This window comes from Mesorhizobium sp. CO1-1-11 (assembly GCF_020164995.1).
Taxonomy (GTDB): domain Bacteria; phylum Pseudomonadota; class Alphaproteobacteria; order Rhizobiales; family Rhizobiaceae; genus Mesorhizobium; species Mesorhizobium australicum.
In genome coordinates, this window is sequence record NZ_JAIUHE010000018.1 from 1 (window position 1) to 26,715 (window position 26,715).

Genomic DNA, 26,715 nt, shown 5'->3' on the forward strand with positions numbered 1-26,715 from the left:
CCGCTAACACTTTTGGGCAACATGCATAAAGGCCCACCAAGGGATCCCGGGCCGCTCTAAGCGGCCCTTTCATTTGGTGGAGACAGAATACCGCAATCGCCACAAGGCGATCATGGTGGTGACGCGGGGTGGAGCAGCCCGGTAGCTCGTCAGGCTCATAACCTGAAGGTCACAGGTTCAAATCCTGTCCCCGCAACCAAACAAAACGGCCCGCCTGGCTCAATGCCGGCGGGCCGTTCGCGTTCCGATCTCATAATGCTGCGGATGTCTTGTTTTGGGGTGCGGCAGAACCGCTTTATATAAGCCATTACCGACCTTCTGCCTCGATTACATTCACGCCACGGCACTGCCGCGCGATCGCTTTCTCTCGGCGGCGGCGAGCAGGTCCACAAACGCGCGCACCTTGGCGGGCCTGAACCTTGCCGGCGGAAAGACGGCGTGGATGCCGCCGGTGGGCAAGGCCCAGTCGGCAAAGACCGGCACCAGCCGCCCCTCGGCGATGTCGTCGCTGACGCTATAGTCGGGAAACACACCCAGCCCTATGCCGGCAAGCACGCAGGCATGGGCAGCCGGGCTCTTGTCGCATGTGATGACCGGGTTGAGTTCGGTCAGCACCTTATCGCCATCCCTGGAAAACACCCATTGGCCGACGCCTCGAAGCTGGGCGTTTCCGACCCAGGCCAGCGACCGCGCCTGCCGCGGGCTCACGCCCTGCGGCAGGTTTGCGGCGAACGCAGGACTTGCCACCACGATCTGCCGGATCGTGCCCAGGCGCCGCGCCTGGTTGGAGGAATCAGCAAGCCAGCCGACGCGGATGCCGAGGTCGATCTGCTCGTCGACCAGATTGCTTACCGCGTCGTCGAAGATCACCTCGACGCGCATATGCGGATAAGTTCTCAGATAGGCGGCGATGACCGGTGCAACCACCTTCGTGCCGTAGTCGAGCGGCGCCGTCAGTCTCAACATTCCAGCCGGTTCGACGGCCGCGCGCGAAATCTCGCCATAGGCGGCCTCCGCTTCCCGCAGGATTATCATCGCACGATCATAGAAGAGGCGTCCCTCTTCGGTCGGCGCGACACGCCGTGTCGTTCGTCGCATGAGTGTCGCGCCCAACTCCTCCTCGAGCTTGCCGATCTGATGGCTGACCACGGCTTTGGCGACGCCAAGCCGGTCGGCCGCCGATGTGAAGGAGCCGGTCTCCATCACGGTGGTGAAGTAGACCAGTCGATTGAGGTTCAGCAGGTCAGCCACGGCGATCGCTTTGTATGAACTGGTCAGACAATCTATATTATTGGATGGTGTTTATCGCAAGATCGTTGTCTGCCACATAGGAGCAACAGATTTGGCAATCCAGACCGCTGCACGCCGCGCCAAGGGATATCAGGCAATCATGAGCAATTCGGATGTGATTTATCTTTTCGATCCGCTCTGCGGCTGGTGCTACGGCGCCGCCCCGATGCTGGACAAATTGGCTGCCAGGGGCGTGCGCGTCGAATTGCTGCCGACTGGTCTGTTTTCGGGAGCGGGCGCGAGGCCGATGGATGAAGGTTTTGCCGCTCACGCCTGGGCGAACGACCAGCGTATCGAGCGTCTGACCGGACAAGCGTTCACGCAGCCCTATCAGCACAATGTCCTCGGCATCCGTGGCACCTTGCTGGACTCGCATGCCGCGACCCTCGCCATCAGCGCCGCCGGCCTGGAAGACCCGAGCCGCCGGTTGACCGCGCTCAAGGCAATCCAACGTGCGCGCTATGTCGACGGTCGCGATATCGTAACTGTGGAAGGCGTGGCTGCCGTGCTCGCCGGCGCTGGCATGATGGATGCCGCCGCGATCCTGAAGAGCCCGACCGAAACCTTACTGACGGCGCACCTCGACCTGGTCAATCGGGGCAGCGCGCTGTTCCAGCGCTTGCATGCCAAGGGCGTGCCTTCGCTAGCGGCCATCCGCAACGAAGCGCCTCGGCTCATCGGTTCGAACGCGCTGTTCGGCAGCTTTGACAATCTTGTCGCCCATATAGCGGCGGCGTGACCCTCAACCGACCTCCAACAAGGACTGGAAAAGAACATGGCAAACGTCGCTCTCATCGGTGCATCCGGCGCTGTCGGCTCGCGCATACTCAAGGAACTCTCCGATCGTGGCCACACGGTCACCGGTATCGCCCGCAGTCCTGAAAAAATTGCCGCGCTGCCCGGCGTGACCGCCAAGAAGGGCGATGTCTTCGACAAGGAAGGCCTTGCCAAATTGATCCGCGACCATGACGCGGTGATCAGCGCGGTGCATTTCGTGGATAGCGACCCCGACACGCTGATCGCCGCGGTGCGTGCCTCGGGCGTGAAGCGCTATCTCGTCGTGGGCGGCGCGGGCAGTCTCGAAGTCGCGCCCGGCAAGCGTCTGGTCGATACCGCCGAATTTCCTGCGATCTACAAGGCCGAGGCACAGAAGGGCGCCGACTTCCTGGACAAGTTGAAGACAGTCAGCGACCTCGACTGGACGTTCCTGTCGCCGTCCGCGATGTTCGTCCCAGGTGAGCGCACCGGCAAGTTCCGCGTCGGCAAGGACACGCTTCTCGCCTCGGATAAGGGTAGCAGCATCTCGTTCGAGGACTATGCCATCGCCATGATCGACGAAATCGAGAAGCCGACGCATGTCAGGCAGCGCTTCACCGTCGGCTATTGATTGAAAGGACCGACGCGTCGCCGGCCAAAGTCGCGCGGAGCCATGCGGCGATGGCCTCGAAGTCGATCGGCTGCGTCGTATCGACGTCGAACAGCGGCCCGCGCCGCAGCGGTTCGGCGCGCTTGGCCAGCTCGATCAATTCGGGGATATAGGCAGCGCCGGGATGACCCGGGAGGCGCTGACCCAGCCGGGCGCCGTAGCGCTCGGCCAGAACTTCGCCCGGCGCGTGGCACCAGATTTCGACCGTGTGTTCGACGCCGGCGTTGCGCAGATGATCCTCGAGCACTTGCCGCGGCTGGAAGCCGAACCAGGCATCGACGATGAAGGTGCTGCCGGCCGGGGCGTCGCCGACGAGCGACCAGATTGCCTGATAGCTGGCGCGGCCCAGCGTGCGATTGAATTCACGGTCGCCGCCGCCGAGCACTTCGAGGAATGGGTTCTTGACCGTATCGAGCGCGAGCAGCGGCCATCCCATGCGATCTGCGATGCCGCGTGACACCGTGCTCTTGCCGCTGGCCGGGATGCCGTTGACGAGCACGGCGCGTCTGGCGCGGCCGGGCTGAACGGAAAGCGATGTCGATGTCGGTGCCGAAAGCGCCTGGAGACCGGCGCCGATCACTCCGGCGTCGTCGCCGAGCTGCGCCGGCGCCACCGGGCATTGGTACCACGGCGCCAGCGCCGGCGCGTGGCCAAGCGCTCTGTGTGCCGCCCGGCCAAGACCGCCGCCAAGCAGGACGAGGTCGGGGTCGAACACGGCAACGGTGGTATCGATAGCCGCCCGCAGTGGCCTCGCCCAGGCTTCCAATATGCCTCGCGCCTGGATGTCGCCGGCGGCATCGCGGGCAAAGAGTTGGTCGACCGAAACCTCGGGACCAAGGCCAGCCCGCGCTATGTGACGGCCGAGCGCCGTACCCGAACTGGTGGTTTCGACACAGCCGCGCCGCCCGCAAGCGCAGAGTTCGCCGTTGACATCGACGGTGATGTGCCCCAGTTGCCCCGCTGTTGCCCGGCCGCGCATGATCCGTCGGTTCTGGACGACGGCGCCGCCAATGCCGGTGCCGATGGTGAACATGGCGATGTTGTCGTGGCCTTGGCCGGCGCCAAGCGCCATCTCGGCGGCCAGCGCCATGTTGCAGTCATTGTCGACGATGACAGGCTTGCCGGTCATGCTTTCCAGCCGCTGCACGAGCGCGACCGAAGCGAGGTTGACATAGCCTCCCGACAGGACCGCGCCGCGCCGTGCGTCGACGCGGCCGGGAACGCCGACGCCGATGGCCGCCACATCAGGCGTATCGAGAAGGCGCACCATGTCGGCGATGCGGCCAAGCACCAGCTCCGGGTCAGGCGCGCTCTTTTCAGAAAGGCGTTCGAGGAATTCACCGGTGCACGAGATGCGGGCGGCACGCAAATTGGTGCCGCCTATATCGATCCCTATGGCCATCGACTTTTGTGGCATGACGTCCTGCACGTGACGGCGCTCAAACGTGGATATCAGGCGGCAGCCTTCCGCCGATAGTGCCCGATCACCGCCTGAATCTCTCGCAGCCGCGGCACCGCGATGGTCTTAAGCCTGTCGCGCTGAATGTCACGGTCGAGCGAGATGCAGTCCTTCCACAGTGAACGGCCGGCGATCACACCGGAGGCGCCGTTTTGCATGGCGATCTCGACCTGGCCGAGAAAGGTGGCGTGGTTGACGCCAGCCGAAAGCACGGCCCACGGCACTTCGCCGGCCATTTTTGTAATGTTGGCGCAGGCTTCCGGTGTTCCGGGGTAGGGAAGCTTCAGCACCTTCGCGCCGCATTCCAGCGAAATCCTCGTACCCTCCTCGACCAGCCAGGGCGTCTTGGCCGCATAGTCCTCGGGGCTTTCACCTTCAAGCTGATAGGTCAGGAATTCGACGACGAGCAGCAGGTCCTCTTTGCCGAAGTCGGTGATGCATTGGCGCAGGATGGCGATGTTGTGTTCGTTGGCTTCAGGCTTGTCGGCCCTGAGATACACCATGATCTTGCCGCCCGTGCCGCCGAGTTCGCGCACGCGCCTCGCGTCAATGCCGGGGACCAGCCGCGACAGGCGATAGCCCTCCGGCGAAACGTCGAAACCGGACGCGTCGAGGCCGATGAGCAGCGCAGTGTCACGGTTCAGTACGCCGTCGTCGACAACTCTCGGCACCGCGCAGAGCGGGTCGAGCAGCACGCAGGACGCCGCACTTGCGAGGTAGCGCGTGATGTCGGCCTTGGTGTCGCCGAGCATGTCGTTGGTGATTCTGGCCTGGTCCTCGGGGTCCGACGCCAACAAGGTGCGCATGCCGCCGCGCTGATCGCAAGCGATGGCCACCATGGCTCCGTCCTTGCCGCATATCTGCTGGTAGCCGCGCAGTTCCGCGGTGGTCATCCTGGTCATGGTTTTCTTCTGTCCGATGTTGGCGCGCCGAGGCGCTGATCCCGTGGAAACAAATGGTCAGTTTGCCCGCCTGCCGGCAGGAAGAGTTTGCCGCCTGATACATCGCCGGCTGCTGGGATAAGCAGCCCAACCGGCGTTTGGCCTGGTATGCCTCAAGTTGCGAGTTCACCGGATTTGCGCGATAACTCGCATCGGCGTATACGCGTGTAACACGTTGCTGAAAGGAATTGCAAGCTGTCTGTTTCTTCCGCCCAGGACGCGACCGCATCGCGCACGATGCTGCACACGGTTGCCAAGTTGCACTATGTGGAGGAGATGTCGCAGGTCGACATAGCGCGGCAGCTCGGTGTCTCCACCGCGACGATTTCGCGGCTGCTGCAGCGGGCGCGGGCCGAAGGCATCGTGCGCATCGAGGTGATCGACCTGGCGACGCCGGAGGATATTACCAGGCAACTTGTCGACGGATTGAAGTTGCGGGACGCCGCCGTTGTCGAAACGCCGGCAGCGGGTGCGCTGACTGCGCTTTCCGCCCCGCTTGGCGCTTTGCTCAGGCAGGCGCAACTGGTTGCCGGCTCCGTGGTCGCCATCGGCTGGGGACGCGCCGTGCGCGAGGTCATTCGAGCCGGCCTGCCGCGCATGCCGGGCGTGCTGACTGTGGCCGCGACTGGCGGCATGCAGCAGCACGCGGCGCATTTCCAGGTCAATGAATTCGTGCGGCTCGCCGCCGAAGAGTTTGGCGGGACACCGCACTTTATCCATGCGCCCTATCTGCCGTCCAGCGAACTGCGTGACGTCTTCCTCGGAGACGCCACCATCCGCGATGCCGTCGGGCTGTGGGACAGGACCGACGTTGCCATCGTCGGCATTGGCCTGCCGCACGCCATCAACCCACCCGAGGCGAGTGCCGCCACGCCGACCGAGCAGGCGCTGGTCCATGCGGCTGGCGACGTCCTTCGCCATTATTTCGATGCGGAAGGCGCCCTGATCGCTTGGGAAGGGGAGAGCCGGATGATCGCCATGTCGCCGGCGCAGCTTCGCGCCGTGCCCCTGGTGATCGGCGTCGCAGCCTCGCCGGAGAAGGCGACGGCCATCATCGGCGCCGTTCGTTCCGGGCTCATCAACACGCTGGTGACGGATACCAAGACGGCTCAGGCCATCCTCGCGGTTCTTGCAACGCGATAGCGGCAGATATGCGGACTGATGCGGCGCTGTCGGTGCGGAGAGAAGCCGCTGCGAAATCGATTGTGTCGCCGGGGAGTCGGGACGATAGTTCGCCCGGGGCTCGGAGGAGCAGTCATAAGGCGTCTGGAAAGCCGGCGTTGCAGTCGCGGAAAAACCGAGTTGCAATTTATTTCTGCAAAGTGTTACAAATTGCCGATCCGTCGTGCAGGATGCCGGGCGCGATGGTTTCCTGACCTCGCGGAGGCGAGGAAAGTGAGCACGGGATTGTGCGGTCGGCTCGGCCGGCTGATATTTAGACTGGAGGGCGCTTGGGAGGAGCTGCCCGCGAAAGGCACACAGGCGTTCCGGCCGTCGGCATCCTGCCTCTGAGCGGATAACGGCCATTCCAATGTCACCGAAAACGGCAGAACTGCCAACAATGAGGAGGATGTCATGAAGAAGATCGTTGCCGCGCTCGCGGCACTTGCCGTCAGCGCAACGGTACTGATGGCGCCCGCGCAGGCGCAGGACAAAAAATACACCATTGCGCTCATTCCGGGCCTCACGACCGATGGCTTTTACATCACCATGCGCAAGGGTGCCCAAGCGGCCGCCGACGCGCTCGGCGTGAACCTGGTCTTCCAGGGCGCTCCGGACTTCAACCCGGTCACCCAGGTGCCGGTGCTCGACGCGGTCATCGCCAAGAAGCCGGATGCGATCCTGATCGCGCCGACCGACAAGGTCCAGCTGGTCGAGCCGCTGCGCAAGGCCAACGACGCCGGCATTCCGGTCATAACAGTCGATACTTTCATCGGCAGCGGCGTCTACCAGACGGGTGCTGGCGATGCCGATTTCCCGCTGGCCTACATTGCTTCTGACAATGTTCTGGGCGGCGAGATCGCCGCGCGTGCGCTTGCCACCGCCGTCGGCGACAAGGGCAAGGTCTATGTGTCGAACGTCAAGCCCGGCATCTCGACCACCGACCAGCGCGAAGAAGGCTTCAAGAAGGAAATGGCCAAGCATACGGGCATCACCGTGCTGGAGACCCAATTCAATGACGACGACGCCAACAAGGCGGCCTCGCAGCTGCAGGCCGTCTTCGCGCGCAATCCCGATCTGGTCGGCGTGTTCGGCGCCAATCTGTTCTCCGCGCTGGGTGCGGCCAACGGCGTCAAGCAGGCCGGGCAGAGCGGCACCGTCAAGGTCGTTGCCTTCGATGCACCGACCAGCATCGTCGACAACATCAACACCGGCCTGGTGGACGTGGCGATCGCCCAGCATCCCGCCGAGATCGGCTACTTCGGCGTCGTCTCGGCCTATGCCCACCTGACCGGCCATTCAATCCCGGTCACGATCGGCACCGGCTTCACGATCATGGACAAGTCCAACATCGCCGACCCGAACATCTCGAAGTACCTCTACTCCGAGTAGGTCAAGACGAGCTTGGCTCCTCCCGGTCCGCCGGGGGGAGCTCGTGCCGGGTTCCCAAAGGCGGGGCCTGTTTGAACGCAGCCGCGCCGCGGAGTATTCATGACCTCGACATCACCAGCCCAGCCGGCCGAGAAGCATGTCGCCCCCCAGGCCGATCATGGCGATCCGGCCAGGACCCTGATCGGACGCATCGCCGAAGGGCGCGCCTGGTTGTTCCTCGCCGGTCTGATCATCTGTTTCGAGGTATGGTCGAGGTTCGCCTTCGGCGCGACGTTCGTGCTCAACCCGTTCAACCTGCAATCCATCGCGATCTTTGCCATAGCGCCGCTGCTGCTTGCGACCGGACAGACCTTCGTCATCATTTCGGGCGGCATCGATCTGTCGCTGGGGTTCATCATGGGGCTTGCCGCCGTCGTTGCCGCGCATGCCACCAATATGGCGGGCGCCGCCATTCCCTTGCCGCTGGCCATGCTGGCGGGCATCCTCGCCGCGGTGATCGTCGCCGGCTTGCCCGGCATCATCAACGGCCTGCTCATCTCGCGCCTCAGGGTGCCGCCGTTCATCGGCACGCTCGGCATGTTCGGCGTCGCGCGCGGCGTTGCCTTCCTGCTTGCCGGCGGCACGACGGTGCCGGTTCAGAATTCCTGGTTCGCGCTGCTCGGCAATGGCAAGTTCTACGGCGTGCCCTATCTGGTCATGATCGCTGCCGTGTTCGTCATCGTGATGCATTATCTGCTCAGCCAGACACGGTTCGGCCAGCACAATTATGCCATCGGCGCCAATGTGCAGGCGGCGCGGCGCGCCGGCATCGATATCAGGGGCCACATATTGCGGCTCTATGTGCTGTCGGCGATGTGCGCCGGCCTTGGCGGGGCGCTCTACGCGGCGCGCTTCACGGCCGGTGCGGCACAAGCCGGCGAGCCGCTGCTGCTCGACAGCGTCGCGGCGGTCGTCATCGGCGGCGCCAGCCTGTTCGGTGGCTCCGGCACCATCCTGGGCACGGTCGCCGGCGCGCTGGTGATCGCGGTCATCCAGTACGGGCTGGTCTTCGTCAATGTCGAGCCGTTCTGGCAGTTCATCGCCGTTGGCGTCGTCATCATCATTTCCGTGCTCATAGACCAGGCGCAGCGCCGGTTCAGTGGAGGCCGCCAGGATGAATAGCACCGACCAGAACACCCCCTTGCTCGAGGTCCGCAACCTGTCCAAGCACTTCGGCGCCGTGCGCGCGCTCAACGATTTCTCCATGGCCGTGCGGCCAGGCGAAGTGGTGGCGCTGGCCGGCGACAATGGTGCCGGCAAGACGACGCTGATCAAGGCGATCTCGGGCGTGTTCCAGCCGACAGGCGGCGAAATCCTGCTCAGGGGCCAGCCGGTGGCATTCGCGACGCCGCAAGAGGCGCGCGAAAAAGGCATCGAGACGATCTACCAGGATCTGGCTCTCGCCGACAATCTGTCGATCGGCGCCAACATTTTCCTTGGCCGCGAACCGATGCGCAAGGCGTTCGGCTTCCTGCCGGTGCTCGACCGCAAGGCCATGGCCGAGGCGGCCAGGGAGACGATGAAGCGGCTGGATTTCCACGTCAGCCGGATGAACGCCCCGGTCAGCAATTTCTCCGGCGGCCAGCGCCAGGCCGTCGCCATCGGCCGCGCCGTCTACTGGGATGCGCAGATCCTTATCATGGACGAACCGACCGCGGCACTTGGCGTGCCGGAACAGCGCAAGGTGATCTCGCTCATCCACCAGCTCAAGGCGCAAGGACGCGGCGTGATTTTCATCTCGCACAATCTGCAGGATATCTTCGCGGTCTCGGACCGCATCGTCGTGCTGCGCCGCGGCGTCCAGGCCGGCGAGCGCAAGATTTCCGAGACCAACCATGACGAGGTCGTCAGGTTGATGGTTGGAGGGTAGGCCGTCCTGTCGGTGTGATCTTGTTCGAAGAGCGGATCATGGTCTGTTTCTGTTCAATCTGGGCGCAGCCGCCACCAGTGCCTTGCCGATGGCCGATTGCGGCGCGTCGATGACGGTTCGGGCATCGCCGCTCTCGGCAATCCGCCCGGCATCGAGAAGGATGACGCGGTGGGCGACCGCCCGGACGACGCCAAGATCATGCGAAATGAAGAGATAGGCGATCCGTTCCTCGCGCTGCAGGTCCAGCAGGAGATCGAGGATCTGGCCGCGCACCGAGACATCGAGCGCCGACACCGCTTCGTCAAGCACGATCAGCGACGGCTTGGTGGCGATGGCGCGGGCAATCGCCACACGCTGCCGCTGACCGCCGGAGATTTCATGGATTGCGCGGGGCGCGAGATCGGCCGCCAGGCCGACCCGCTCCAGCAAGGCGGCGATGCGGCGCGGGCGCTCCGTGCGCGGGGCGACGCCATGAATGCGCAAGGGGTCATCGAGGACGCGCGCCACTGTGGCGCGCGGGTTGAAGGCGGCCAGCGGATCCTGGAACACCATTTGCACGCGCGCGCGACGGGCTCGAAGTGCCGAGCCGCCCAGAGCCAGGAAATCATCGCCTTCGAATTCAATGCGTCCGCCATCCGGCTCGATCAGGCGCAGCACCAACCGCGCGATGGTCGACTTGCCGCTGCCGGAAGGGCCTGCCAGCGCCAGCGTTTCGCCGGGCTCGATATGAAAGGAGACATCGCTCACCGCAGCAAGGGTCTTGCCGCCGCGACTGTAGCGTTTGGTGAGATTGGACACTGTCAGCAGGCTCATGCATTCAGCCTGCTTCGGTGCAGCAGCGGCTCGGCGTCGAGGTCGATATGGGCGTCGAGCAGCGCGCGGGTATAGGCTTGCGTCGGGGCTTCGACAATCTGCTCGGTCTTGCCAAACTCCACCAACTCGCCGTGGCGGAACACGGCGATGCGTTCGGCAAGCTCCGCGGCGAGCGCAATGTCATGGCTGATGAACAGCAGCGTCATGCCGTCCTCGGCCACAAGCCGTCGAATCAAAGCGACGATCTCGGCCTGCACGATGGTGTCGAGCGCACTGGTCGCCTCGTCGGCGATCAGCAGTTTCGGCCCGGCGGCAATCGCGGCGGCAATCGCCACGCGCTGCTTCTGGCCGCCGGAAAGCTGATGCGGGAAGGCGTGCAGGGCGGAGTCGGGGTCGGGCAAGCGGACGCGTTCGAGAAGGGTTTTGGCTTTGGCATATGCCTGGGCCCATGTGAGGCCGAGATGCGTGCGCGCGACTTCGGCGATTTGTTTGCCGACTGCCATTACCGGATCGAGGCTGGCGGACGGATCCTGGAAGACGAAGCCGATGTCGCGGCCGCCAAGGGAGGCTTGATTGTGACGGTTGAGAGATAGGCGATCCTTCCCACCCCCCTCTATCCTGCCGGAGGGGGGTGCCTTGGCCCCCAACGTTGGCGGTGATCGCATGAACCAGTCGATACTCCCCTCAATCCTGGCGCTCGCCGGCAACAATCCCGCGATCGCCAGCGCCAGCGTGCTCTTGCCCGAACCGCTTTCACCGATGATGGCCAGCCGTTCGCCTGGCTGGATATCGAGAATAATATTCTTCAGCGCGGCGACCTCGCTGCCATCACGGCGGTAGGTCACCGTCAGATCTCGGATCGACGCCAGTCCCGTCACGACAGGCCCCTGCGCACGGCCGTCGTCTCGACGATGCCTTCGCCGGCGAGATAGACGCCGAGCACCGTCAGCACCAGCGCAATGCCCGGGACGATCGAGAGGAACGGCGCGGTGCGCAAGACAGCGCGACCTTCCGCGATCATGCCACCCCAGGTGACCCGGTTGGGGTCGCCAAGACCAAGGAAAGACAGGGCTGCTTCGGTGAGGATCGCGGCGGCGACGATCACCGACGACATCGCCAAGATCGGCGGCAAGGCATTGGGCAGCACCTCGCGAAAGGCGATTTCCAGGGGATGCATGCCAATGACACGGGCACTGGCGACATAGTCGCGTTCGCGAATGGAGAGGACTTCCGCGCGGGCGACCCGCGCCGGCCCCGTCCAGGTGCCGAGCGCTATTGCGACGACGACGACGCCGAGCGAGGGCCCAACCACGCTGACGAAGGCCAGTGCCAGCAGGAAGCCCGGCACGGTCTGGAAAGCATCGGTGACGCGCATCAGCACCTCGTCGATCAGGCCGTCGGCGAAGCCGGCCAGCGTGCCGATCACCGCGCCGAAAGCGAGTGCCGCGGCCGCCGCCGCCAGACCGACGGCCAGCGAGGTACGGGCGCCATGAAACAGCTCGGCCAACACGTCCCGGCCGAGCCGGTCGGTGCCGAGCGGCAGCGACCAGTCCTGGAAAGGCGGCAGCAACGCCGCGCCAGCAATGGCTTGCGGGTCGCCGGGAAACAGCAGCGAGGCCGACAGCGCCATGGCAAAAAGCGCCGCCAGGATGATGGCACCGGCGGCCGCCTCGGGCGTGCGCAGAAAGCGGCGCAGACGGCTCATGCACCGGCCCCGCTGGCGCCGACGCGCGGGTCAAGGAACGCGTAGGCGATGTCGACGACAAGATTGATGACGATGACCAGGACGGCGCTGGTAAGAATGATGCCGAGCAGCAGCGGCGTGTCGCGCGCGGCGACCGCTTCCTGCGCCAGCCGACCAAGGCCGGGCACGGCAAAGACGCTCTCGATGACGACACTGCCGCCCAGCATCTGCGCGGACTGCAGGCCGAGCATGGTGACCAGCGGCAGCAGCGCATTTCGGGCCACATGAGCAAGCACGATGCGGCGGCGCGACAACCCCCGGGCGCGGGCGGCCAGCACAAAATCCTGGCGCCAGGCCTCGGCCATGCCGGCGCGCATCATGCGCAGATAAAGCGCCAGATAGATGAAACCGAGTGCGCAAACCGGCAGCACCATATGGATGGCGATGTCGGCGCCGCGGTCGAGGCCGGTCTTGTCCGAGGCCAGGGTCTCGACGCCGCCGATCGGCAGCCAGCGCAGGTCGACGGCGAAGATCACGATCAGCACCAGGCCGAGCCAGAAGCCGGGCACCGCGTAGAGAGCCAGCGAGGCGACGGAGAGGAAACGGTCGCGGAAGCTGCCTGGCCTGGCGCCGGCATAGATGCCGAGCACCGAGCCGAGGCCAAAGGAGAGCGCGGTGGCGCTGACCATCAGGATGAGCGTGGTCGGCAGGCGCTCGAGGGTGACGTCCCGGATCGGCCGGGAAAAAGTGACGGACTGGCCGAGATCGAGATGCAGCAGTGCCCAGAGGTAGTTGGCGAGCCGCGTCAGCTCCGACTGGTCGAGACCCCAGCGGTGGCGCAACAGCTCGATCATGCCGGCGTCGCCGCCGGTCGAGACGATGTAGGCGTCGACCGCATCGCCGGGCGCTGCTTCGAGCAGCACGAAGGTGCCGATGACGACGATCAAAAGCACGACGATGCTGCCGACGAGGCGACGGCGCAGGAGAACGAGGGCGCGATTCATGCGGACCTCGAATGTGCGATAAGGGACATAAGGAAATGTCGAGCCCAGGCGCCCCCCTCTGTCCTGCCGGACATCTCCCCCTCGAGGGGGGAGATTGGCTGCTGCCGATGGCTTTCCTCGCGAACTCTCATCCGCGCAAGTCTGTCACGATTCCAGATACGTGTCCGCCCAGTTCGACACCGCCCAGCGCGGGTTGTTGGCGATGTTACCGACCTTGTCACTGGCGACGCTGATAAAACTCCATTCGGCGACGTTGATCAGCGGCAGGTCGGCCGCGACCTGTTTCTGGAACTCCTTGTAGAGGTCGGTGCGCGCCGTGGTGTCGAGCGTTTCGGAGGCCTTGGTGATCAGGGCGTCGAGCGCGTCATTCTTGTAGCCGCCCTGATTGGAAAACGGCACGCCATCGGGAATGCCGCTCTGCACCAGGATGGTGGTCGAGATCGCCGGGTCGCCGCGGAAAACCGGCGGACCGACCGCAAGGTCGAAGGCGTGGTCGGTATAGACCGCCTTGATGTGGGCGGCCGAGTCGTTGTTGACCAGCTGCGCGTCGATGCCTATTGCCGCGAGCGCCTGGCGCAGGTAGTCGCCGAACTGTTTCGTCTCATTGAAATAGGGGGCAGGCAAGAGCCTGAGCGAGAAGCGGTTGCCGTCGGCGCCTTTCTTATAACCAGCTTCGTCGAGCAGCGCGTTGGCCTTGGCGACGTCGAAGGCATAGATCGGCACGTCGGCGGTGTAGAATTGCGGATCGTTCTTCGGCACCGGGCCGGTGGCCGTGGCGGCGTAGCCGAGGAACACTGTCTTGACGACGAAGTCCTTGTCGATGGCGTGCGCGATGGCCTGGCGCACCTTGAGGTCGGCCAATTCCTTGCGGCGATGGTTGATCTCGACCACGAGCTGGTAGGTTAGGCCCTCATAGCCCTTGGTGATGACCTTCAGGCCGGGAACCTTGGAGATGCGGTCGAGATCGGCCAGCGGCACGGCCGAGAAAGCCGCGAGTTGGATTTCCTCGGCCTCCAGCGCGGCGGCGGCCGAGGTACGGTCGGGCAGGACCTGATAGATGATCTCGTCAAGATAGGGCTCGTCCTTGCCCCAGTAGTCGGCGTTCTTCGTCAGCCGGTAGTACTGGCCGGCCTTATACGCGCCGAACTTGAACGGACCCGTACCGATCGGTGCGTTGTTGGCGGGGTTGTCCTCGATCTTGCCGACTTCGTAGATGTGCTTCGGCACCACGCTCGACAGCGCCGGCAAGGCGTTGCGGATCAGCTGGAACGGCGTCGGCTTGGCGAATTTGAACACGGCGGTCAGATCGTCTGGTGTGTCGACCGTGCTGAGATCCTTGAACACGGTACGGCCGAGATTCTGCAGCGGCTTCCATATCTGCAGCGCCGAGAAGGCGACGTCGGCCGAGGTGAACGGCTTACCGTCATGCCATTTGACTCCTTCGCGCAGCTTGAAGGTCGCCGAGAGCCCGTCGGCCGCACCTTCCCAGCTCACCGCCAGCCGGGGCGCGAGCCCGTCCTTGCCGTCGAAGGAGGCTTCGGCCAGCGTCTCGACGATCTTGCTGGAGATGAAGAAAACGCCGTTGGAGGCGACGATCGCCGGGTTGAGATTGCGCGGCTCGGAATCGGCGGCAAGCACGAGCCGTCCGCCCTTCTTTGGCGTCTGCGTCCAGCCCAGGGCCGGCATGGCGGTGGACGCCAGCAGCATTGCCGACCCGGTAAGCACGGTGCGTCTGGAAATGGTGAAACCTGACATGATCGAACTCCGTCCTCTCCTCCACCCGACCGGGCGCGGCCTCGAACGCCGGCGCGCGCATCGGCGTCCTTGCGGCGGGATTATGGGCCTTGCCGAGGGTTTCGCCAGAGACGGAATTGGCGCATCCCTGCTTGGCTTTGAAATTTCCGTCCGCTGGACCAGTTTAGCACAAGTCCAGTCAATTCGGTTGGCTGGTAGGACCAGATTTCCGGATATGTGAACAAATGACGCTTTGGTGACCGCCCTGGCGCTGTGTTCGTAAACATTCTGGCTGGACCAGAGCGAGAAAAATGGTGCAGATTTGACCGCGAGCCGGCGGATCGGGTGCGAAACAGCGCCGATCCCGGGCAATTCTGGGAGAGAGTGATGAACATTGCGCCGGGCAAGAGTGCCGTCAGCGATATCCCGTTCGAGCAGGCCAGGGTCGACCGGCTGATGGAGGAGGCCGGCATCGACGTGCTGCTCGCGACCTCCAAGCACAACACGCAGTATCTGCTGGGCGGCTACAAGTTCATCTTCTTCGCCGCCATGGATGCGATCGGCCACAGCCGCTATTTGCCGATCGTGGTCTACGAGAAGGGCGGTCCGGATCATGCTGCCTATATCGGCAATCGCATGGAAGGCGGCGAGCACCAGAACCACCCGTTCTGGACGCCGACGCTGCATGCCGCCTGCTGGGGCACCCTCGACGCCGCCAATCTTGCCGTCGAGCATGTCAGGAAGATCGGCAAGGGCGATGCCCGCATCGGTATCGAGCCCGGTTTCCTGCCGTCGGACGCCTATGCGCTGATCCGCAAGGCATTGCCCGACGCGAAGCTGATCGATGCGACCGACATGCTGGAACGCATGCGTGCCATCAAGACCGACGCGGAGTTGGAGAAGCTGCGCACGGCCTCCGAGCTGATCACCGATTCCATGCTGGCGACCATCGCCTGGGCGCGCGAGGGCACGACCAAGGCCGAGATGATCGAGCAGATCAGGCGCGAAGAGACCAATCGCGGTGCGCATTTCGAATATTGCCTGCTGACGCTGGGCTCCAGCCACAACCGCGCCACCTCTCCGCAAGCGTGGAAGAAGGGCGAGGTGCTGTCGATCGATTCCGGCGGCAATTATCACGGTTATATTGGCGATCTCTGCAGGATGGGCATTTTGGGCGAACCCGATGCCGAGCTCGAGGATCTGCTGGCCGAGGTCGAGACGGTGCAGCAGGCGGCCTTCTCGAAGGTGAAGGCGGGCACGCTTGGCGGTGACATGATTTCTCATGCGGAGAGTGTGCTGAAGACATCCAAGGTCGCGCCCTATACGGATTTCTTCGCCCACGGCATGGGCCTGATCACGCATGAGGCGCCGTTCCTGATGACCAACCATCCAGTGACTTATGAAGGCACCTATGCGGCCAAGCCGCTGGAGAAAAACATGGTGCTGTCGGTGGAGACCACCATGCTCCACCCGACGCGCGGCTTCATCAAGCTGGAGGATACGCTGGCGGTGACCGGGAGCGGGTACGTGATGTTTGGCGATCGGGGCCGGGGATGGAATAGGGGTGGGACAGCCTAATTTTGAAGGCCGGCGCTGCCCCTCATCCGCCCTTCGGGCACCTTCTCCCCGTAGAACGGGGAGAAAGGAGCAGCCTCAGAGGTGGCGCTGCCTCTAGCAGAATAGATTGATCAACTGCCCGCCGGGATTAGCCTGAAATCCGGCAGTTCGCGCAGGCCCAGTTCCGGCCCTGCCGGCGAATAGACGACGAACAGCTGCATCGGCCCGTCGCCGGTGTTAAGCGTCGAATGGAAGCGGCTCTCCGGCACGTAGATGGTGCAGCCGGGGCCGACCTTCTCCACCACCGGATTGCCCTTCTCATCCTCGACCATCTGTTCGCCATGCCCCGAGATGACGAAGATGATCTCTTCCGCGCCCGGATGGTTGTGGCGGGTGTGGCCCTTGCCCGAGGGCAGGTCGACGACGCCGCCGGAAAAGCGGGTCGCGCCGTTCACTTCCGGGGCGACCGTCAAAGACAGTTTTCCCCAGTCGAAGCCGAAGGCGCTGACGTCCTTCGGGTAGACAAACACCTTGCTCCTGTCGGTCATCTCTCTCATCCCTTCTTGTTCTTTGCGCCGCCGCCGAGCGTCACCGCCTTGAAATCCACCGTCTGCCTGGCGATCGCGGCTTCCGCCGGCAGCCGTTCCATCGAGCTCGCGCCATAAAAGCCGTGCAGGCCCTTGGCGTGGGAGAGGATGTAGCGGGCGTCGTCGGGCATCGAGATCGGGCCGCCATGGCAAAGCAGGATGACATCGTTGCGCACCGAGCGCGCCGCCTCGGCAATGGCGTCGATGGCAATGACGCAGTCGTCGAGCGACTTGGCCGAGGTGGCGCCGATCGAGCCGCCGGTGGTCACGCCCATATGGGCGACGACGACATCGGCGCCCGCCTTGGTCATGGCGCGTGCTTCTTCGGGGTTGAAGACATAGGGCGTGGTCAGGAGGTCGAGCTTGTGTGCCTCGGCTATCATGTCCACCTCTAGGCCGAAGCCCATGCCGGTCTCTTCGAAACTCTGCCGCATCTGGCCGTCGAACAGGCCGATGGTGGGAAAGTTCTGAACGCCGGAAAAGCCCATCGTCTTCAGTTCCGCCAGCAGCAGCGGCATGATGACGAAGGGATCGGTGCCGTTGACGCCGGCCAGTACCGGCGTCTTCTTGACCACCGGCAACACCTCATAGGCCATCTCCTTGACGATCTCGTTGGCGTTGCCATAGGCGAGCAGGCCGGCGGCCGAGCCGCGGCCAGCCATGCGGTAGCGGCCGGAATTGTAGATGATGATGAGGTCGATGCCGCCGGCCTCCTCGGCCTTGGCCGACAGGCCGGTGCCGGCGCCGCCACCGACGATCGGCACGCCTTTGTCGATCATTCCCCGGAACTTCTTCAGTATGTCCTTGCGCGGTATGGCTGGCATGTCTGGGTCTCACTGTCTGGCGATGTCGAGAAAGGCCGCGACCGCCGCCTTGGCAAAGTCCGGATCGTTGATGTGCAGCGGCAGGCGGGTGACGCGGCGCGTCGCACCCGGCCTGATGGTGCGCTCGACGGCTTCGAACAGAGCTGCGTCGGCTTCCGGATCGAAGAAGGCGCCGCCTTCGATGTCGAGCGCGGAAACGCCTTTTTCCGGGATCAGGAAATGCACCGGGCCTTCGCAATGGGCGAGCCTTGTGCCGATCCATTCGCCGATCGCGCGGCATTCCCGCGCGGTCGTGCGCATCAGCGTGACGTTCGGATTGTGCTCGTAGAACAGCCGGCCACGATAATGCTCCGGAATGGTCGATGGCGCCCAGAAATTGACCATGTCGAGCGCGCCGACCGAGCCGACATAGGGTAGCTTGGTGCGGGCAATGGCACCGAAACGATCCTGCGTCGCCGGCAGCACGCCGCCGAACAGCAGGTCGCAGACCTCCGTCGTGGTGATGTCGATGACACCCGACAGCAGGCCGCTGTCGGCCAGCTTCTCCATGCTGCGGCCGCCGGTGCCGGTGGCATGGAAGACCTTGCAATCATAAGTCGAGCGGAGGTGTTCGGCGATTGCCGTCACGCAAGGCGTGGTGACGCCGAACATGGTGAGGCCGATCGAGGCCTTGCCGTCCGCCGCAGGCGCCGGATTGACCGCCATGCCCGCTATCGCCTGGGCGGCGTTGTGCAGCACGACACGAGACAGCCGGTTGAGGCCGGCCATGTCGGTCACCGATGGCATCATGATGATGTCGGACACGTCCACATAGGGGGCGGTGTCGCCCGAGGCCAGCGTGGAGACCATGAGCTTGGGCAGACCGAGCGGCAGCGCGCGCATGCCCGCTGTGATGATCGAGGTGCCCCCGCCGCCGCCAATGCCGATGATGCCCGATATGTCGTCGCGGGACTGGACAAAGCGCGTGAAGGCCCCAGCCATTGCCGCAACCGATCTGCCGCGGTCGTCGATGCCGAGCACCGCACCGCGGCCGTCGGGATGATGGGCGGCGACCTCTTCAGCCGAGACGTCGACCGGCACGGTCGCGCCTCGCGTGCCGACATCGACACGGCAGACGACGGCACCCGTCGCGGCGATCGCATCGGCCAGGAATGCGAGTTCCTCGCCCTTGGTGTCGGCGGTGCCCACCACATGGATGCGCTTCATCCGTGCGTCCCTCTGCTGGTTGGTTCGAAGGTGGTGATGCTCATCAGATGAAAGCTTTGTGCGCCGTAGAGCGTCAACGTGGCCACTCCAGGAAAAGGGCTGCCATTGCAAATTTTTGAGACGCGCGTATCGTATTGGCATGGATGTCTCACGTCAACAACCCGCAACGGACGACAATGCCGGGGAGAGAGCAGAGCGCGGACCGCGGGCGCGGACAAAGCGGCTGATGCTGGAGACGGCCACGCGGCTGATGCAGGCGGGGGCGACGCCTTCGGTCAGCGAGGTGGCGGAGGCAGCCGAGGTCTCCCGGGCCACGGCCTACCGTTACTTCCCCAGCCAGGCAGCCCTGGTGCAGGCCGTCGTCGACGAGGGGCTGGGGCCAATCTTGACCTGGAAGTCCACCGCCGCCGATGCCGAGCGCCGCGTCACCGAACTGTTCGATACGGCCATGCCGCGCATCGAGGCCTTCGAGGCGACATTCAAGGCTGCTTTGAAGCTGTCGCTCGATCAATGGGCGCGGCGCCAGGCGGGCACGCTGGGCGGAGAGCCGGCCTTCACGCGCGGCCATCGCGTCGAATTGCTGAAGGAGGCGCTCACGCCGCTCAAGGGCCGCTTGCCGCCGCGCGACTTCAAGCGGCTGGCGCAGGCGCTGTCGCTGATCTTCGGCGTGGAGGTGCTGATCGTGCTCAAGGATATATGGGGGCTGGACAGCCGCCGGATGATGTCGGTGGCGCAATGGGCGGCGAGTGCGCTGGTGCGCACGGCAATCGCGGAGTCGGCTTATGGTGGTGATGAGTCCGCTTCAGGAGCGGCGAAATAGCCCCAATCTGGTTGGACCAGATTTGCCTGCATACCGCTGATCCTAGCCCAAAATGCGATCATGGGGCAAGGTCAGTGTATATCATTGAGTAGGAAAATCATGGGAAAACAGGCAGATAAAGCTTTAATTCGACAGTAACGGTCCATGCCGGCTTTCAAGAAAGGGCTTGACGTCGCCGCAGGATTGGTAATACCAGATGAAGGAAGATAAGCGGATCGAAAGTGAGGGCTGCGATCCATTTCCGGACAGAGCGAGGAGGCTCCGAATTCGGAAAAGCGCGACCACGGGAGGAACTACCAGGGCCGGCTCCGTCGCTGGCTCGTACGACAAGGTAGAATGCGCACAAGGGAGGAAATCATTATGCGCAAGTTAGTGACCAGCATGCTTGCTGGTATCGGCTTAACGCTTGCCTGCGGAACGTCCGTCTACGCGCAGGAAAAGTCGCTCACCATCTTCTGGGCGGAATGGGATCCGGCCAATTACCTGCAGGAACTCGGCAACGAGTACGAGAAGGAAACCGGCGTCAAGATCACGGTGGAGACCACGCCCTGGTCCGACTTCCAGACCAAGGCATTTACCGAGTTCAACGCCCATGGCGACGCCTATGACCTGGTCGTCGGCGACTCGCAGTGGCTCGGCGCCGGCTCCACCGGCGGCCACTACGTCGACCTGACCGACTTCTTCAAGAAGCATGATCTCGGCAACGTCATGGCACCGGCGACGGTGAAATATTATGCCGAGTATCCCGGCAACAGCGGCAAATACTGGGCGATCCCGCTTGAGGGCGACGCCGTCGGCTGGTCCTATCGCAAAGATTGGTTCGAGGATCCCAAGGAAAAGGAAGCCTTCAAAGCCAAATACGGCTACGACCTCGACGTGCCGAAGGATTTCAAGGCGCTGCGCGACATCGCCGAGTTCTTCCACCGGCCGGATCAGAAGAGATACGGCATCGCCATCTACACCGACAATTCCTACGACGCGATGGCGATGGGCTTTGAGAACGCGCTGTTCTCCTATGGCGGTGAGCTGGGCGATTACACGACCTACAAGGTCGACGGTCACATCAACTCCGACAAGGCGGTGGCCGCGCTCGATGCTTACAAGGAGCTCTACAAGTTCACGCCTCCGGGCTGGGCCAAATCGTTCTTCGTCGAGGACAACCAGGCAATCACGGAAAACCTGGCCGCGATGAGCATGAACTTCTTCGCGTTCTTCCCCTCGCTGATCAACGAAGCGTCGAACCCGAATGCCAAGAACACCGGCTTCTTCGCCAACCCTCCCGGCCCAAATGGCGACCAGTTCGCCGCACTCGGCGGGCAAGGCATCTCCGTCATCTCGTACTCGAAGAAGCAGGACGAGGCGATGAAGTTCCTCGAATGGTTCATCAAGGACGAGACCCAGAAGAAGTGGGCGGCCCTTGGCGGCTATACCTGCAGCCAGGCGGTGCTCAAGTCGCCTGAGTTCCAGAACGCCACGCCCTACAACAAGGCCTTCTACGAGACCATGTTCAAGGTGAAGGATTTCTGGGCAGTGCCGGAATACGCAGAACTGCTGCAGCAGCTCAACCAGCGCGTCTACCCCTACATGATCGGCGGCAGCGGCACCGCCAAGGAAACGCTGGACGCATTGGCTGGAGACTGGAACGCGACCTTCAAGAAATACGGCCGCGTCCAATAATCCTTCATGTCCCGCGGAGGGGGCGGTGTCGCCTCCTCCGTTTCTTTTTCTTGAACCGGGAGCAGGGTCTTGGCGACCACGATGATCACCACCCTCGACAGATCTTCGCGCGCCGCGGCACGCGGCCTAAGCGATATCTCCATCCGCAATCTCTTCATCATCCCGACGGTTCTGTTCCTGATCGTCTTCAACATTTTTCCGCTGATCTACTCGCTCGGCTATTCCTTCACCGACTTCCGCGCGTCGACCAATGCGCCGGCGAATTTCGTCGGGCTGCAGAATTATCGCGACCTGCTCAACGACCTCTATGTCTGGTCGAACTTCGCCATCACGGCGAAATACGTGATTGTCTCGGTCGTCGGACAGCTGCTTGTCGGCTTCGGCGTGGCGATGCTGCTCAACCGGGACATTCCGCTCAAGGGTCTTATCACCACGCTGCTGCTGCTGCCGATGATGCTGTCGATGGCGGTGGTCGGGCTGTTCTGGAAACTGCTTTACGATCCGTCATGGGGGGTTATCAACTATGCGCTCGGGCTCGGCAATTTCGAGTGGCTGGCCGACCCCAAGATGGCGCTCTACGCCGTTGCGTTGACCGACATCTGGATGTGGTCGCCCTTCGTCATGCTGCTGTCGCTGGCCGGGCTGTCGGCGGTGCCGAAGCATCTCTATGAGGCCGCCGCGATCGACCGCGCCGGGCCGTTCTACACCTTCTTCCGCATCACCCTGCCGCTGGTCGCGCCGATCCTGATGATCGCCGTCATCTTCCGCACCATGGAAGCCTTCAAGACCTTCGATCTCGCCTACATCCTGACCAGCCAGCCGACGGCGGAGCTGATCTCGATCCGGCTCTACAAGATGGCGTTCCAGGAATGGCAGACCGGGCGCTCCTGCGCGATGGCCTACATCGTGCTGATCATGGTGCTGGCGATCACCAACATCTACGTCAAATATCTCAACAAGGTGAAGGAGCGCTGAGATGGCGGCCGTCCGCACTTCTTCCGAAATCACCTTCAACCGCGTCGCCATAGTCGCCGTGCTGCTGGTGACGATCATCTTCCTGGCGCCGATCTACTGGATCGCCTCGACGGCGTTCAAGCCGCGCAATCTTGCCACCACAATTCCGCCGACCGTCGTCTTCCAGCCGGAGATATCGCCGTTCGTGAAGCTGTTCACCAAGCGCTCTCAATTGCGCAGTCCACCATCGCCGGAAGAGTACGCGGCGGCCCCATGGTGGGAGCGCGTCGTCTTCGACGGTGGCGAAAAGATCGTGCGCGACGGCAAGGGCCAGGTGCAGTGGTCGGGCTATCCGAGCCGCTTCCTGAACTCGCTGATCATCGCCATCACCTCGACGGTGCTGGCCGTCGGCATGGGCACGTTCACCGCCTATGGCTTCTCGCGCTTCAGGGTAAAGGGGGAGGCGGACTTGCTCTTCTTCATCCTATCGACACGCATGCTGCCACCGGTGGTGGTCGCGATCCCGATGTTCCTGATGTACCGCGCGGTCGGCCTCAACGATACCCACATCGGGCTGATCATTCTCTACACCGCCTTCAACCTGTCCTTTTCGGTGTGGCTGATGAAGGGTTTCATGGATGAAATCCCGAAGGAATATGAGGAGGCGGCACTGGTCGACGGTTACACACGCATGGAAGCCTTCTTCAAGATCGTGCTGCCGGAGGCCGCCACCGGCATCGCCGCCACCGCTGTCTTCTGCTTCATCACGGCGTGGAACGAATACGCCTTCGCGCTGATCATGACCAACCGCCGCGCCCAGACGGCGCCGCCGTTCATCCCGAGCCAGGTCGGCTCGGGCCTGCCGGACTGGACGGTGATAGCCGCCGGCACCTTCCTGTTCCTGCTGCCGGTCGCCATCTTCACCTTCCTGCTCCGCAACCATCTGCTGCGCGGCATGTCCTTCGGAGCGATCCGCAAATGAGCTTTCGCGCCATCAATCAGAAATATCTGGAACCGGGTTCGCAGATACTCATGGTGCTCGGCATCGTGGCCCTCTGCCAGCCCTGGAACATGACCCTGCACACCTACGGCCTGACCATCATCCTGATCGGGCTGATCGGCTTCAACATCACCTCGAAGATCGCACCCGAGGAACAGGCCGGCACCGGTCATGCCGGGGACGCGCGAAATCCGGGAGCACAGCATTGACCCAGATCGAGCTTCGCGGCGTCCAGAAATTCTTTGGTGCCGTCCAGGTCATCAAGGACCTCAACCTCAAGATCGCGGACAATGAGTTCATCGTCCTGCTCGGCCAGTCCGGTTGCGGCAAGACGACGACGTTGCGCGCCATCGCCGGACTGGAAACCATCGACGAGGGCGACATCCTCATCGACGGCAAGCCGGTCCAGCATCTGAAAGCCGCCGACCGCGACATCGCCATGGTGTTCCAATCATTCTCCCTCTACCCGCATATGAGCGTCTATGAGAACATCGCTTTTCCGCTCCGTGCCACGCGCAAGAGCAAAAGCGAGATCGACCAGGAAGTGCGCTCGGTTGCCAAGACGCTGCAGATAACGGATCTGCTGGCGAAGAAGCCGTCGGCGCTTTCGGGCGGCGACATGCAGCGCGTTGCGATCGGCCGAGCGCTGGTGCGGCGGCCAAAGGCGATGCTGATGGATGAGCCGATCGGCGCGCTCGACGCCAAATTGCGCGAGGAGATGCGAGCCGAGATCAAGCGGCTGCATATCAAGCAGGGCTCGACCACCATCTATGTCACGCACGACCAGATCGAGGCGATGAGCCTCGCGGATCGTATCGTCATCATGCATGAGGGCGTGCTGCAGCAGGTGGGAACGCCCGACGAGGTCTATTCGCGTCCAGCCAACCTGTTCGTGGCCCAATTCGTCGGCAGCCCGGTGATGAATGTCGCCGACGCGGCGGTTGCCGAAACAACGTCATCGGCCTCGGTCACCGTTGGTGGAGCGGCTTCCGGCTTCGAGTTTCCGCGGGCGCTGCTGTCGAAACTCAACGGCCACGCCAGCGGCCAACTCGCACTCGGCATCCGGCCGGAAGGCGTCCTCATTCGTCGTGACGCGGCCGATGGCTTCATGGCCGTCGAGACGCAGATCGTCGAACCGCTCGGCTCCTTCGACATCGTCGACCTCAAGGTTGGCTCGAAAATGCTGCGGGCCCGCACGAAGAGCGGCTTCGTTGCCGGACCGGGCGAGAAGGTGTTTGCCCGAATCGATCCGACCCAGGCGCATTTCTTCGACAAGGCAAGCGGCAAGTCGCTTGAGGTGAGGCTCTGATGGCCCATATCCAGCTCAAGAACATCTCCAAGACTTTCGGCAACCACACGGCCTTGACCGGGCTCGACCTCGACATCGCCGATGGCGAATTCTTTGTCCTGCTCGGCGAGACGGGCGCCGGCAAGACGACGACGCTGCGGCTGATTGCCGGCCTGGAGAAGCCGAGCGAGGGGCAGGTCTTCATCGACGGCGTCGACGTCGCCGACTGGGGCGCGGCCGAGCGCGACGTGGCGCTGGTGCTGCAGCAATATTCGCTCTACCCGCGCTATACGGTGCGCGAAAACCTCGAATTTCCTCTGAAGCCGAAGATCCGCCGGCTGCCGGATGCCGAGATCAAGGACCGCGTCGACCGCGCCGCCCGCACGCTGCGGATCGAGCATCTGCTCGACCGCAAGACCGACCGCCTGTCCGGCGGCGAGATGCAGCGCGTCTCCATCGGCCGTGCCATCGTGCGCAAGCCGCGCGTGTTCCTGATGGACGAACCGCTGTCGGCGCTCGACGCCAAATTGCGCGAGGCGCTCCGCACCGAGTTGAAGAACCTGCAGATACAGCTTGGCGCCACCTTCCTGTTCGTGACCCACGACCAGATCGAGGCGATGTCGATGGGCGACAAGGTCGGCGTGCTCAACCATGGCCGCATCATCCAGACCGGCACGCCGCACGAGATCTACAACAATCCGCGCGACACCTATGTGGCGAGCTTCGTCGGCTCGCCGCCGATGAACCTCATCGACGGCAGGCTGGTTAACGGCCGCGCGGTGATGGCGCCATTGAATTTCGAGCTGCCCTTCGCGGGGGGGGCCAAAATTTTTACGGGGGCTGGGGCGAGTGCGGCGACCGACGGTCGCCCGCTCGTCTTCGGCATTCGTCCGGAGGATGTCTATCTGGAAAGCGGCGCACCGGTCGAGGCCCGTGTCCACGACGTCGAGAACCATGGCGTGGAAAAGATCCTGACGCTGCGGGTCGGCGATACAACGCTTCGCGCCACGGTGCCGGCCAGGACCGATGTCGCGATCGAGCAACCGGTGCGCTTTGCCTGGAATCCCGACAAGGTGGTGCTGTTCGACAAGGGCAGTGGTGTCAGCCTGCGGCACGCATCATAGGGCGCGGCTATTTCGGCAGGTAGGTCTCGTAAGGCGTGTCGTTGATCAGCAGGATCACGCATTCCGTCTCCGAGAGGCAGGCGTCGTCATGCATCTCATTGGCTTTCTGCGTCCAATAGGATCCAGACGGCAGTTCGACCTTGGTCGCTTCACCGCCAGTTGCCGGGGACTTTCAGCAAGGTTCCGGCAGCGCCTTTGGCCCTTTCGCCCCACAGTGATCCCAAGCGTGCCGGTAGAGCTGCAGAGCTGGCTGGTGCGGGCAGCGCCCGACCAGGCTGAAAGCGCCGGTGGCCTGATGGTGGCGACCTTCCAGGTAGCGATTGCGATGGGCGCCGTCTTCGGCGGGCTGCTGGTCGACCATGCCGGTGTCGGCAGCGCGTTTGCCTATTGCGGCGCCGCGACGCTGCTGGCGGCCATCGCGGTGTTCCTGCGCGGCCCAAAGGCCGAATAGTCTCTCGCAACAGCCACCTATAGGGGATGATGGGAAGCTTAGACGGCCCGCCCGTCGAACTCGAAGATCGACAAGGTGGACGGGTCGGGACCGATGACGCAATTGATGTTGATGTAGGCGCTGCGTTCGCCGCCTTCGCTGGTGTCCTCGGCAAAAGGATGGATGCCGCAGGTTCGGCAGAAGCGGTGCGCTATCTTCGTTTCGCCGAATGTGTAGCGGCCGAGGTCATCGCCCCAGGCGACGAGCGTAAGCTTGTCGTGTGGCACGGCCCATAGCAGCGCACCCTTGCGGGCGCAGATCGAGCAATTGCAGCGCACGACGCCCTCAAGTTCGCCCTCCACCTCGAACGCAACCTTGCCGCAATGGCAGCTGCCTTTGTACAGCATCAGTATCTTCCTGTCGCTGGCAGGTGCA

26 protein-coding genes, 1 tRNA gene and 1 pseudogene are annotated in these 26,715 nt (G+C 63.6%); 16 read left to right on the top strand and 12 right to left on the bottom strand.

What is annotated here, in order from left to right; all coding sequences use genetic code 11:
- Positions 1-122 precede the first annotated feature (122 nt).
- Positions 123-199, top strand: a tRNA-Met gene (locus LB554_RS20860).
- 134 nt (positions 200-333) lie between these two features.
- On the opposite strand, the gene LB554_RS20865 is transcribed toward LB554_RS20860, so the two are convergent.
- Positions 334-1,251: a LysR family transcriptional regulator gene (locus LB554_RS20865; protein WP_224586721.1), complete on the bottom strand. Its 918-nt coding sequence runs from the start codon at positions 1,249-1,251 to the stop codon at positions 334-336.
- 139 nt (positions 1,252-1,390) lie between these two features.
- Between LB554_RS20865 and LB554_RS20870 the strand changes: the two genes are divergently transcribed.
- Both LB554_RS20870 and LB554_RS20875 read left to right on the top strand, forming a co-directional pair.
- Positions 1,391-2,029, top strand: a complete 639-nt coding sequence (locus tag LB554_RS20870) for a DsbA family protein (protein WP_140720307.1) — start codon at positions 1,391-1,393, stop codon at positions 2,027-2,029.
- Between the two features lie 36 nt (positions 2,030-2,065).
- Positions 2,066-2,677 (top strand): NAD(P)-dependent oxidoreductase, encoded by a 612-nt coding sequence (locus LB554_RS20875; protein ID WP_140720309.1) that lies wholly within the window; start codon positions 2,066-2,068, stop codon positions 2,675-2,677.
- On the opposite strand, the gene LB554_RS20880 is transcribed toward LB554_RS20875, so the two are convergent.
- Positions 2,661-4,133 carry an ROK family protein gene (locus tag LB554_RS20880; protein WP_224586722.1) on the bottom strand — a complete coding sequence of 491 codons (1,473 nt, stop codon included), beginning with the start codon at positions 4,131-4,133 and terminating at the stop codon, positions 2,661-2,663. The two genes, LB554_RS20875 and LB554_RS20880, sit on opposite strands and share 17 nt — an antisense overlap.
- A gap of 35 nt (positions 4,134-4,168) precedes the next feature.
- Positions 4,169-5,077, bottom strand: a complete 909-nt coding sequence (locus LB554_RS20885; RefSeq protein WP_224586723.1) for a tagatose-bisphosphate aldolase — start codon at positions 5,075-5,077, stop codon at positions 4,169-4,171.
- Positions 5,078-5,353: 276 nt separating this feature from the next.
- On the opposite strand from LB554_RS20885, the gene LB554_RS20890 reads away from it, so the two are divergent.
- The 4 genes from LB554_RS20890 to LB554_RS20905 all read left to right on the top strand — a co-directional run bounded on the left by LB554_RS20890 (position 5,354) and on the right by LB554_RS20905 (position 9,578).
- Positions 5,354-6,259, top strand: a complete 906-nt coding sequence (locus LB554_RS20890; RefSeq protein WP_224586724.1) for a sugar-binding transcriptional regulator — start codon at positions 5,354-5,356, stop codon at positions 6,257-6,259.
- A gap of 432 nt (positions 6,260-6,691) precedes the next feature.
- On the top strand, positions 6,692-7,669 hold the full coding sequence (locus LB554_RS20895; protein ID WP_015315618.1) for an ABC transporter substrate-binding protein: 978 nt from the start codon (positions 6,692-6,694) through the stop codon (positions 7,667-7,669).
- Positions 7,670-7,768: 99 nt separating this feature from the next.
- The gene (locus LB554_RS20900) at positions 7,769-8,830 is read left to right on the top strand and encodes an ABC transporter permease subunit (RefSeq protein ID WP_140618992.1); all 1,062 of its coding nucleotides are present in this window, start codon (positions 7,769-7,771) and stop codon (positions 8,828-8,830) included.
- Positions 8,823-9,578, top strand: coding sequence for an ATP-binding cassette domain-containing protein (locus LB554_RS20905; protein WP_140618990.1), 756 nt, complete (start codon positions 8,823-8,825; stop codon positions 9,576-9,578). Before LB554_RS20900 ends, LB554_RS20905 begins: the two co-directional genes overlap by 8 nt.
- A gap of 36 nt (positions 9,579-9,614) precedes the next feature.
- Here the strand turns inward: LB554_RS20905 and LB554_RS20910 are convergent, their stop codons facing one another.
- The 5 genes from LB554_RS20910 to LB554_RS20930 form a co-directional block, all read right to left on the bottom strand.
- Complete coding sequence (locus LB554_RS20910) at positions 9,615-10,391, bottom strand: ATP-binding cassette domain-containing protein (RefSeq protein WP_015315621.1); 777 nt, start codon at positions 10,389-10,391, stop codon at positions 9,615-9,617.
- Positions 10,388-11,269, bottom strand: a complete 882-nt coding sequence (locus tag LB554_RS20915; protein ID WP_224586728.1) for an ABC transporter ATP-binding protein — start codon at positions 11,267-11,269, stop codon at positions 10,388-10,390. The genes LB554_RS20910 and LB554_RS20915 overlap by 4 nt, the downstream gene beginning before the upstream one ends.
- Positions 11,266-12,096 (bottom strand): ABC transporter permease, encoded by an 831-nt coding sequence (locus LB554_RS20920; protein ID WP_224586730.1) that lies wholly within the window; start codon positions 12,094-12,096, stop codon positions 11,266-11,268. Before LB554_RS20920 ends, LB554_RS20915 begins: the two co-directional genes overlap by 4 nt.
- Positions 12,093-13,079 carry an ABC transporter permease gene (locus LB554_RS20925; protein ID WP_224586732.1) on the bottom strand — a complete coding sequence of 329 codons (987 nt, stop codon included), beginning with the start codon at positions 13,077-13,079 and terminating at the stop codon, positions 12,093-12,095. Before LB554_RS20925 ends, LB554_RS20920 begins: the two co-directional genes overlap by 4 nt.
- A 144-nt stretch (positions 13,080-13,223) precedes the next feature.
- The gene (locus LB554_RS20930) at positions 13,224-14,834 is read right to left on the bottom strand and encodes an ABC transporter substrate-binding protein (protein WP_224586734.1); all 1,611 of its coding nucleotides are present in this window, start codon (positions 14,832-14,834) and stop codon (positions 13,224-13,226) included.
- Positions 14,835-15,200: 366 nt separating this feature from the next.
- Between LB554_RS20930 and LB554_RS20935 the strand changes: the two genes are divergently transcribed.
- On the top strand, positions 15,201-16,391 hold the full coding sequence (locus tag LB554_RS20935) for a M24 family metallopeptidase (RefSeq protein ID WP_224586736.1): 1,191 nt from the start codon (positions 15,201-15,203) through the stop codon (positions 16,389-16,391).
- A 110-nt stretch (positions 16,392-16,501) separates the two neighbouring features.
- Here the strand turns inward: LB554_RS20935 and LB554_RS20940 are convergent, their stop codons facing one another.
- The 3 genes from LB554_RS20940 to LB554_RS20950 are packed head-to-tail and all read right to left on the bottom strand — an operon-like array spanning position 16,502 to position 18,987.
- Positions 16,502-16,918, bottom strand: a complete 417-nt coding sequence (locus LB554_RS20940) for a cupin domain-containing protein (protein WP_140823935.1) — start codon at positions 16,916-16,918, stop codon at positions 16,502-16,504.
- 5 nt (positions 16,919-16,923) lie between these two features.
- Complete coding sequence (locus LB554_RS20945) at positions 16,924-17,781, bottom strand: phosphoenolpyruvate hydrolase family protein (protein ID WP_140713146.1); 858 nt, start codon at positions 17,779-17,781, stop codon at positions 16,924-16,926.
- A gap of 9 nt (positions 17,782-17,790) precedes the next feature.
- Entirely contained in the window at positions 17,791-18,987 is a 1,197-nt protein-coding gene (locus LB554_RS20950) for a Tm-1-like ATP-binding domain-containing protein (protein ID WP_224586737.1), read from the bottom strand.
- Positions 18,988-19,126: 139 nt separating this feature from the next.
- Between LB554_RS20950 and LB554_RS20955 the strand changes: the two genes are divergently transcribed.
- From LB554_RS20955 to LB554_RS20995, 8 genes and pseudogenes are all read left to right on the top strand, one after another.
- Positions 19,127-19,807: a TetR/AcrR family transcriptional regulator gene (locus LB554_RS20955; protein WP_140875042.1), complete on the top strand. Its 681-nt coding sequence runs from the start codon at positions 19,127-19,129 to the stop codon at positions 19,805-19,807.
- Positions 19,808-20,167: 360 nt separating this feature from the next.
- A complete protein-coding gene (locus LB554_RS20960) occupies positions 20,168-21,484 on the top strand; it encodes an ABC transporter substrate-binding protein (protein WP_015315631.1) in 1,317 nt (438 codons plus the stop codon).
- Positions 21,485-21,553: 69 nt separating this feature from the next.
- Positions 21,554-22,459: a carbohydrate ABC transporter permease gene (locus LB554_RS20965; protein WP_224586739.1), complete on the top strand. Its 906-nt coding sequence runs from the start codon at positions 21,554-21,556 to the stop codon at positions 22,457-22,459.
- A gap of 1 nt (position 22,460) precedes the next feature.
- Entirely contained in the window at positions 22,461-23,420 is a 960-nt protein-coding gene (locus LB554_RS20970; protein ID WP_015315633.1) for a carbohydrate ABC transporter permease, read from the top strand.
- Positions 23,417-23,647, top strand: coding sequence for a hypothetical protein (locus tag LB554_RS20975; RefSeq protein WP_015315634.1), 231 nt, complete (start codon positions 23,417-23,419; stop codon positions 23,645-23,647). The genes LB554_RS20970 and LB554_RS20975 overlap by 4 nt, the downstream gene beginning before the upstream one ends.
- Positions 23,644-24,747, top strand: coding sequence for an ABC transporter ATP-binding protein (locus tag LB554_RS20980; RefSeq protein ID WP_140618969.1), 1,104 nt, complete (start codon positions 23,644-23,646; stop codon positions 24,745-24,747). The genes LB554_RS20975 and LB554_RS20980 overlap by 4 nt, the downstream gene beginning before the upstream one ends.
- Positions 24,747-25,850, top strand: coding sequence for an ABC transporter ATP-binding protein (locus tag LB554_RS20985; protein WP_224529012.1), 1,104 nt, complete (start codon positions 24,747-24,749; stop codon positions 25,848-25,850). The genes LB554_RS20980 and LB554_RS20985 overlap by 1 nt, the downstream gene beginning before the upstream one ends.
- 223 nt (positions 25,851-26,073) lie before the next feature.
- A pseudogene (locus LB554_RS20995) lies at positions 26,074-26,301 on the top strand (MFS transporter); the annotation flags it as partial.
- Positions 26,302-26,339: 38 nt separating this feature from the next.
- On the opposite strand, the gene LB554_RS21000 reads toward LB554_RS20995, so the two are convergent.
- Complete coding sequence (locus tag LB554_RS21000; RefSeq protein ID WP_015315637.1) at positions 26,340-26,687, bottom strand: GFA family protein; 348 nt, start codon at positions 26,685-26,687, stop codon at positions 26,340-26,342.
- Positions 26,688-26,715 lie beyond the last annotated feature (28 nt).

Bases quoted from the DNA above. Each gene is read 5' to 3' on its own strand.
- LB554_RS20870 (WP_140720307.1), top strand. From the start codon at position 1,391: ATGAGCAATTCGGATGTGATTTATCTTTTCGATCCGCTCTGCGGCTGG.
- LB554_RS20875 (WP_140720309.1), top strand. From the start codon at position 2,066: ATGGCAAACGTCGCTCTCATCGGTGCATCCGGCGCTGTCGGCTCGCGC.
- LB554_RS20880 (WP_224586722.1), bottom strand. From the start codon at position 4,133: ATGCCACAAAAGTCGATGGCCATAGGGATCGATATAGGCGGCACCAAT.
- LB554_RS20885 (WP_224586723.1), bottom strand. From the start codon at position 5,077: ATGACCAGGATGACCACCGCGGAACTGCGCGGCTACCAGCAGATATGC.
- LB554_RS20890 (WP_224586724.1), top strand. From the start codon at position 5,354: ATGCTGCACACGGTTGCCAAGTTGCACTATGTGGAGGAGATGTCGCAG.
- LB554_RS20895 (WP_015315618.1), top strand. From the start codon at position 6,692: ATGAAGAAGATCGTTGCCGCGCTCGCGGCACTTGCCGTCAGCGCAACG.
- LB554_RS20900 (WP_140618992.1), top strand. From the start codon at position 7,769: ATGACCTCGACATCACCAGCCCAGCCGGCCGAGAAGCATGTCGCCCCC.
- LB554_RS20905 (WP_140618990.1), top strand. From the start codon at position 8,823: ATGAATAGCACCGACCAGAACACCCCCTTGCTCGAGGTCCGCAACCTG.
- LB554_RS20910 (WP_015315621.1), bottom strand. From the start codon at position 10,391: ATGAGCCTGCTGACAGTGTCCAATCTCACCAAACGCTACAGTCGCGGC.
- LB554_RS20920 (WP_224586730.1), bottom strand. From the start codon at position 12,096: ATGAGCCGTCTGCGCCGCTTTCTGCGCACGCCCGAGGCGGCCGCCGGT.
- LB554_RS20925 (WP_224586732.1), bottom strand. From the start codon at position 13,079: ATGAATCGCGCCCTCGTTCTCCTGCGCCGTCGCCTCGTCGGCAGCATC.
- LB554_RS20930 (WP_224586734.1), bottom strand. From the start codon at position 14,834: ATGTCAGGTTTCACCATTTCCAGACGCACCGTGCTTACCGGGTCGGCA.
- LB554_RS20935 (WP_224586736.1), top strand. From the start codon at position 15,201: ATGAACATTGCGCCGGGCAAGAGTGCCGTCAGCGATATCCCGTTCGAG.
- LB554_RS20940 (WP_140823935.1), bottom strand. From the start codon at position 16,918: ATGACCGACAGGAGCAAGGTGTTTGTCTACCCGAAGGACGTCAGCGCC.
- LB554_RS20945 (WP_140713146.1), bottom strand. From the start codon at position 17,781: ATGCCAGCCATACCGCGCAAGGACATACTGAAGAAGTTCCGGGGAATG.
- LB554_RS20950 (WP_224586737.1), bottom strand. From the start codon at position 18,987: ATGAAGCGCATCCATGTGGTGGGCACCGCCGACACCAAGGGCGAGGAA.
- LB554_RS20955 (WP_140875042.1), top strand. From the start codon at position 19,127: ATGGATGTCTCACGTCAACAACCCGCAACGGACGACAATGCCGGGGAG.
- LB554_RS20960 (WP_015315631.1), top strand. From the start codon at position 20,168: ATGCGCAAGTTAGTGACCAGCATGCTTGCTGGTATCGGCTTAACGCTT.
- LB554_RS20970 (WP_015315633.1), top strand. From the start codon at position 22,461: ATGGCGGCCGTCCGCACTTCTTCCGAAATCACCTTCAACCGCGTCGCC.
- LB554_RS20975 (WP_015315634.1), top strand. From the start codon at position 23,417: ATGAGCTTTCGCGCCATCAATCAGAAATATCTGGAACCGGGTTCGCAG.
- LB554_RS20985 (WP_224529012.1), top strand. From the start codon at position 24,747: ATGGCCCATATCCAGCTCAAGAACATCTCCAAGACTTTCGGCAACCAC.
- LB554_RS21000 (WP_015315637.1), bottom strand. From the start codon at position 26,687: ATGCTGTACAAAGGCAGCTGCCATTGCGGCAAGGTTGCGTTCGAGGTG.